At 45.9% G+C, this 6,334-nt stretch carries 7 protein-coding genes; all 7 read left to right on the forward strand.

The window, feature by feature from the left end; all coding sequences use genetic code 11:
* Window positions 1–579: 579 nt before the first annotated feature.
* Window positions 580–1,338, forward strand: a complete 759-nt coding sequence (locus tag U9P07_00300) for a MotA/TolQ/ExbB proton channel family protein (GenBank protein ID MEA2107849.1) — start codon at window positions 580–582, stop codon at window positions 1,336–1,338.
* Window positions 1,339–2,133, forward strand: coding sequence for an OmpA family protein (locus U9P07_00305; GenBank protein ID MEA2107850.1), 795 nt, complete (start codon window positions 1,339–1,341; stop codon window positions 2,131–2,133).
* A 52-nt stretch (window positions 2,134–2,185) separates the two neighbouring features.
* Window positions 2,186–2,953, forward strand: coding sequence for a flagellar motor protein MotB (locus tag U9P07_00310; protein MEA2107851.1), 768 nt, complete (start codon window positions 2,186–2,188; stop codon window positions 2,951–2,953).
* Between the two features lie 197 nt (window positions 2,954–3,150).
* Window positions 3,151–3,666 (forward strand): flagellar basal body-associated FliL family protein, encoded by a 516-nt coding sequence (locus U9P07_00315; protein MEA2107852.1) that lies wholly within the window; start codon window positions 3,151–3,153, stop codon window positions 3,664–3,666.
* Between the two features lie 17 nt (window positions 3,667–3,683).
* A complete protein-coding gene (gene fliM, locus U9P07_00320) occupies window positions 3,684–4,673 on the forward strand; it encodes a flagellar motor switch protein FliM (protein MEA2107853.1) in 990 nt (329 codons plus the stop codon).
* Entirely contained in the window at window positions 4,673–5,194 is a 522-nt protein-coding gene (gene fliN, locus U9P07_00325; protein MEA2107854.1) for a flagellar motor switch protein FliN, read from the forward strand. Before fliM ends, fliN begins: the two co-directional genes overlap by 1 nt.
* Before the next feature lie 64 nt (window positions 5,195–5,258).
* On the forward strand, window positions 5,259–6,334 hold a 1,076-nt coding region (locus tag U9P07_00330), incomplete at its 3' end, for a flagellar biosynthetic protein FliO (protein MEA2107855.1).

Here is a 6,334-nt window from a genome sequence, read left to right on the forward strand (position 1 = left end):
CTCGCTCATTCTCGCCGGCCGTCCATGGCCGGCTTCCGAGGCGTCCGCCGCGAATCACATCGTGTGATTCGTTTGGCGGCCACTACCGCTATGAGCCAAGCCCGAACATCCTGAATGTGTTCCCGAGCCTTGCATAAGTTTCTTCATCGGGACCTTTGCCTAACGGCAAAGAACCCGTGAAGCACTTAACAATTTCTTGTTTTTTTTGGCAGATTTTCAGTAGCAAGGTACTAGTTGCTTAATTTGGGCTTCAAAAAATGGTTTTTTTGCCTGATTAGCCATCATTCTCACCTGATATTCCGCAAAAATATTTACGAAAGCCTCCGCGGATCGTAGATAGTTGAAATTATACGATTACGCCAGCCTTGCATTCTGACCAAAATTCTCATTTCTCAAGACAGCCAATAGCCCTCCCTTTTTTGTTGTTTTTCCCTTATCGTCAAAAAACTGACCTTAATCCGGGTCAAATTTGACTTTCTTCTGCTCAAGAAATATTACAAATCAGCGATAAATAAAGGGTTGGGAGAATATTAATTTGGGTATGTGTTTTGCATCTGTAAGTTAAGAAAGGAAGAGAACATGGATTTTTCAACGATCCTTGGCATAGTTTCCGCTTTTTCTCTGGTTTTTCTGGCCATTGCAACCGGCAGTGGATTTAGCGTTTTCTGGAATTATCCTTCATCGCTGATTGTACTGGGTGGCACCCTGGGGGGGACATTTATTAATTATCCCCTGCTGGAGGTCGTCGGCATCTTTAGAGTGGTGAAGAATGCTTTTTTCGAGAAAACATTTTCGGTTTGGGATACCATTGATGAATTGGTTGATTTCTCACGGAAATCGCGTAAAAGCGGAATTCTTGCCTTAGAGGAAGGCAGTATGAACGCTGATGATCCGTTCATGCGCAAGGGATTGAGTTTGCTGGTGGATGGATTGGACTCTGCTTCCATTGAAGAAATTATGACTATTGATGTGGATTATACCCGTGAGCGACACCAACTGGGGGCTGATGTTTTAACCAGTATGGGAAATCTGGCTCCAGCCATGGGACTTATTGGTACCTTGATTGGTCTGGTGCAGATGTTGCAGTCCATGGATGATCCGAGCAAAATCGGACCGGCAATGGCCATAGCTCTGCTGACGACTTTCTATGGTGCTATTCTGGCCAATTTCATCTTTTTACCCCTGGCAGGTAAACTAAGGCGGAAAAGTCAGCAGGAATTTTTTGCCAAAGGACTGATTCTTGAAGGAATACTGTCCATTGCCCGCGGAGAGAATCCAAGGATCATGCAGCATAAGTTGGAGGCTTTTCTTCCCCAGCGCCTGAGACGGGAGGAATAGATGGTTTCAGGGATGAAAAATCGTAAATTGAAATACCGGGGCATGTTGCAACAGGGTGAAGATAATAACTTTGTCGTGCTGCTGGCGGCTTTGAGCATGATTCTCCTGGCTTTTTTTATCCTGCTGTATTCTTTTGCGGTTGTTGATAATCAGCGACGTCTCGTAGCCCTTGATTCCCTGCTGGGCAGTTTTGGCATGATGCCGGGCGGATTTAACGTTTCTAAAGACCAGCGAAGCCGTCTTTTGCAGCCGCCGTCACTGCTGCAGGATAACGCTGAAAGCATGGATGAAGCCTTGCATGACTTTCTGATGCGGCGGGGGATAGTTGATGATGTTAAGGTCAGGCAGCTGAAAGATGGTGTGGCCGTTGATCTGCAGAATAAACTCCTTTTTTCTTCTGGCTCCTTTCAGATATCGGCGGCCGGGAAACAGGTATTGCTGCGTATAGCTGATATCCTGCGGCCGCTTGAAAATGTGCAATTGACGGTTAAGGGTTATAGTGATGCTGTCCCCATAAAACCCGGGAATCCGATACCTTCAAATTTATCTCTGGCGGCCCTCAGGGCAACTTCGGTTTTTCGCCATCTGGTACAGCATGGAGGGGTCAATTCTGCAGCCATAAAGGTTGCCGGTTATGCTCGAACTGCCCAAGTGACTGGTGATACCTCCGGGTCTGCCTCCGGTCGGCGGGTGGAGATTGAGATCCGGGGTGGAATAATTCCTTCCAGCCAGGAGATGGAAAGTGAACGATATTATCGTTTCAGGGATTTTAATGTACCTCTTTCCGGTAAATAATTTTCCGGTTGGCTGCCGCTATTATTATCCAGCCTTTTGACGGGATGAAAGAATGAAACGGATGCGGAAAACAAGAACTCAAAGGCTGATAAAACATAATGGTTGGATGGTGACGCTCTCCGATCTGCTGATTCTTTTATTGACTTTCTTTGTGCTTTTGATTTCCATGTCTTCCATGGATAAAAAAGTTTTTAAAAAGATGTTTGGCGCCTTTCCTTATTCGCTTGGGGTTCTGAACATGGGGGGCAGTGTCCAGTCGCTGGAGAAAAAAGAGAGGCTGATTGTCCGTCCGGTGGCAAAGTCTCGTTCAATAGCTGATTTAGCCGCCCTGCGTAAATTGTCTCCGTCGCTGTCTAAATTACTGGATGATCTGGAAGCCGGTTCCGCCGGCGCCTGTTTGGCTGCTTCGGTGATTAATGATGATCTGAATCTTACCATTGTCAGTGATTTTCTTTTCGGGACTTTGGACGCTACCATGAAACCGGCGGGAAAAATCCTGATTGCTGATTTGGCTGGATTTGTGGCGAAACAGCCGGGAAAATTATTCATTGAGGTGTATACGGATAATTTCCCCCTGCATACGGCAAAATTTCCCGATAATTGGATTCTGGCTTCGGTACGTGGTGATGTGATAGCCAGAGAATTGCAGGGGCGGGGAGTGGCACAATCCCGACTGGCACTGAGCGCTTTTGGTCCTGACCGGCCCCAGGTGGATAATGATACTCCGGAACATCGAGCAAGTAATCGCCGGGTTGTTATGCGTTTGGCCGGCTGGCATTCCAGCTTGAAAAAACAACAGTCGGATCATATTGTAAAATGATAACGGCAGGTTTGATATATTCCTGAAATGAGCGATTAGCGATTAGCAATTAGCCTTTAATAATCAGGACCTTACGTTAATTAGTAACAACACCCATCGGGTGGACATGTATAACATTAAACATCTTGTAATCATTGAGCTAATAGCTAAGTGCTAAAAGCTGATAGCTTAATTCAGGATATTATTAAAGGAGTCAGATGATGGCAAAAAATGAAGTTGATGGTGAAAATCCTGAAGTCCCGGAAGAGGGGAAAAAGAAATCAAAGAAATTATTAATCATTATTTTGGTGTTTGTCCTCTTGCTTCTGGGTGGTGGTGGTTTTGGCGTCTATTATTTTTTCCTGGCGCCTAAGCCACCTTCAGCGGAAGAGCTGGCTAAGATAGAAGCGGAAAAGAATAAAAAACCTGAAATTCTGCCGGTATTTTCCCTGAAACCATTTGTGGTGAACCTGGCCGATGGCAAGGGACGCCGTTATCTGAAAGTGAGTATGAAACTGGAATTGAGCAGTGATGAGCTTTTGGAAGAAGTAGAAAAAAGGCAACCGCAGATCCGTGATGTCATCCTTACCCTCCTGAGTTCCAAAACCTCAGATGAGGTAAATTCAATGGAAGGGAAATTCCTGCTGCGGGAAGAAATCATCAAGCGGGTAAACACGTTTCTTATTACCGGTAAAATAACCAAAATCTATCTGGAAGAATTTGTGGTGCAATAGCATCCGAGACAGGAAACATGAGCCAGGTACTGACTCAAGATGAAATAGATTCCCTGTTACAGGGGGTTAATGAAGGCGAGATTGAAACGGAAACCGATATTTCGGTTACCGATGAGGATGTCCATCAATACGATCTCACCAGCCAGGAACGGATTATCCGGGGTAAAATGCCCACCCTGGAAATTATTAATCAGCGGTTCTCAAGGAATTTTCGGGCCTCCCTTTCAGCGATGCTCCATCGGGTCATTGATGTCACTCCGCTGGTGACCGATATGATGAAATTCGGGGAATTTCTGAAAACGATTCCGGTTCCGGCCAGTATCCATCTTTTTAAAATGGAGCCTTTGCGGGGTATGGCCCTGATGGTGGTGGAAAGTAAACTGGTGTTTTCGCTCATTGACATGTTTTTTGGCGGCAGCGGTCGGGATACGGTCAAAATTGAAGGCCGGGATTTTACCTCTATTGAAGAACGTATTATCAAAAAGGTGGTAGAGGCGGCGCTGGTTTGTATGGAAGAAGCCTGGAATCCCATTCATGATTTGGAATTCAGTTTCGTCCGTTCAGAGATTAATCCCCAGTTTGTGACCATAGTGCCGCCAAGTGATGTGGTTATACTCTCAACTTATAATTTGGAAATGGAAGAGTTTTCGGGAGCAATTACTGTTTGTATTCCCTATTCTCTGGTAGAGCCAATGCGGAATAAATTATATGCCGGTTTTCAAAGTGAACGGCTGGAGGTTGACGTTACCTGGCTGCAGCGGTTAATTGACCGTTTGCTCATGGTTGACGTGGAACTGGCTGCTGTTCTGGGGACCACGATGGTGACGCCCCGGCAACTTCTGGAGCTGAAGGTTGGTGATACTATGACCTTGCAACAGGATGCGACCGAGCCCATGCGCTTGAAATTGGAGCAGATTGATAAATTCAGGGGGACAGCCGGATTGTCCAAGGGATCTAAAGCCGTTAAAATTACTAAAAAAACCAGAGGAATTAATGGAGACAGATAATGGCCGATGACTTGTTTGATCAAGTGAAACAGGAGCTGGAAGAGAATAACGGCAAGGAAGCTGAAGGTGCAGCTGAGAAGACCGCTGCCGACATGGTAGATGAAATTTCCTGGGATGATGTGGCGTCGGATCTGGATGAACAGCGGGAGATGATCAAGGAAGAAGCCCGGCCGGGAAAATCCGGAGAGCCGGCAATGGATTCCGACAATAATAAGGATGGTCTGTTGCCAGCACTGGATGAGGAGCAGCGTCGGCATTTGCCGGATAATATCAACTTTATTCTTGACATTCCTTTGCAGTTATCGGTGGAGCTGGGTCGGACCAGAATGGTTATCAATGATTTACTGCAATTGGGTCAGGGCTCAGTTGTTGAACTGGAAAAACTGGCCGGAGAGCCACTGGATATCCTGGTTAATAATAAACTGGTGGCTCGTGGTGAGGTGGTGGTGGTGAATGAAAAATTTGGTATCCGTCTAACGGATATTATCAGTCCTATTGAAAGGATTGAGAAGTTAAAGTGACGCTCGGCTTAGTAAAAATGTTGCGTCTGAAGATTTGTAACCCTTAAACATTGGGGAGTAATGGATGACAATAAGTTGTTGGCAGACTTTTTCCAAGATTACGATGAGAGAATCATATTGCTCGTGGATGGTCTGTTTGACAGTATTACTGTTTTGCTGTCTGTTTTCTCCCCGGCTTGAAGCGGCGGTACAAAATGAAGACCTGATATTTACCTCTGGGCCGCAGCAAATGATTTTTACCATTCCTATCCGTCAGCCGGTTCCGGAAATTCAGCCGCATTTTATCGAATCAGCCAACCAGGTGATTTTGTCTCTGCCTGATATCGAACCGGATTTCCCGGCACTGGTTTATCAGCGTTTTGATGATGAATGGGTCAGTGGCTATGGTCTGAAACATCGTAATAATAAATTTTACTGGCAGTTTGAAAAACGTCAAGAAAGCATTCTTTTAAAAAAGTATCTGGCAGTTCAAACCGCTGGTCGAAGAATAATTATTTCAATTATGAAGCCATACCGGGCAGTTTCCCTGAGCGCCACTCCGGAAATTTATCCGGATCAATCAAAAAGGGAAACTGAGAAGCTGACGGATAATTCAGCGAAAATGGAGAGGATTAATTCCCTGCTGGCAGGCAAAGAAAGTCCTGGAAATGTTGAAAAGATTGCTGTTCCGGAAAGTGCGGGACTTCTCTATCCCGGAATAAGAATATTTGCCTCTCTGGCGGCGTTGATTGCCCTGATATTGATCAGTTACCGGCCGGTAAAAAAAATGTTGCAGAAAACTGGAAATGCTCCTGATGGCAGCCTGGTCAGGATTCTTCAGACCATACCCATCGGGATGAAACGGCAAATCATGTTTCTGGATGTGGCGGACGAAGTGCTGGTGGTTGGTCTTTCCGGCGATCAGATGACCATGTTGACCAGAATTACCGAGCCGGAAAAGCTCGAATCCCTGCGCCTGCTGCACAGTCCTGAAAGCGGAAAAAAATCATTTATATCCTCACTTCGTTCTTTCAGCAGCAGCAGCAGTAAACTGATGTCCCGGGAAACAGCAGACGAACTTCAGGCTGGGCAGGAAAATACGGGCAAGTCTCAACCGGACCCATATGGTGAGGTGGTGGCGCAGATCAAACAGCGACTGCA

This window comes from Pseudomonadota bacterium (genome assembly GCA_034660915.1).
Classification (GTDB): Bacteria; Desulfobacterota; Anaeroferrophillalia; order Anaeroferrophillales; family Anaeroferrophillaceae; genus DQWO01.

What these genes read in the sequence shown, in the direction of transcription:
- U9P07_00300 (MEA2107849.1), top strand. Translation starts at nt 580, where the DNA reads ATGGATTTTTCAACGATCCTTGGCATAGTTTCCGCTTTTTCTCTGGTT.
- U9P07_00305 (MEA2107850.1), top strand. Translation starts at nt 1,339, where the DNA reads ATGGTTTCAGGGATGAAAAATCGTAAATTGAAATACCGGGGCATGTTG.
- U9P07_00310 (MEA2107851.1), top strand. Translation starts at nt 2,186, where the DNA reads ATGAAACGGATGCGGAAAACAAGAACTCAAAGGCTGATAAAACATAAT.
- U9P07_00315 (MEA2107852.1), top strand. Translation starts at nt 3,151, where the DNA reads ATGATGGCAAAAAATGAAGTTGATGGTGAAAATCCTGAAGTCCCGGAA.
- fliM (MEA2107853.1), top strand. Translation starts at nt 3,684, where the DNA reads ATGAGCCAGGTACTGACTCAAGATGAAATAGATTCCCTGTTACAGGGG.
- fliN (MEA2107854.1), top strand. Translation starts at nt 4,673, where the DNA reads ATGGCCGATGACTTGTTTGATCAAGTGAAACAGGAGCTGGAAGAGAAT.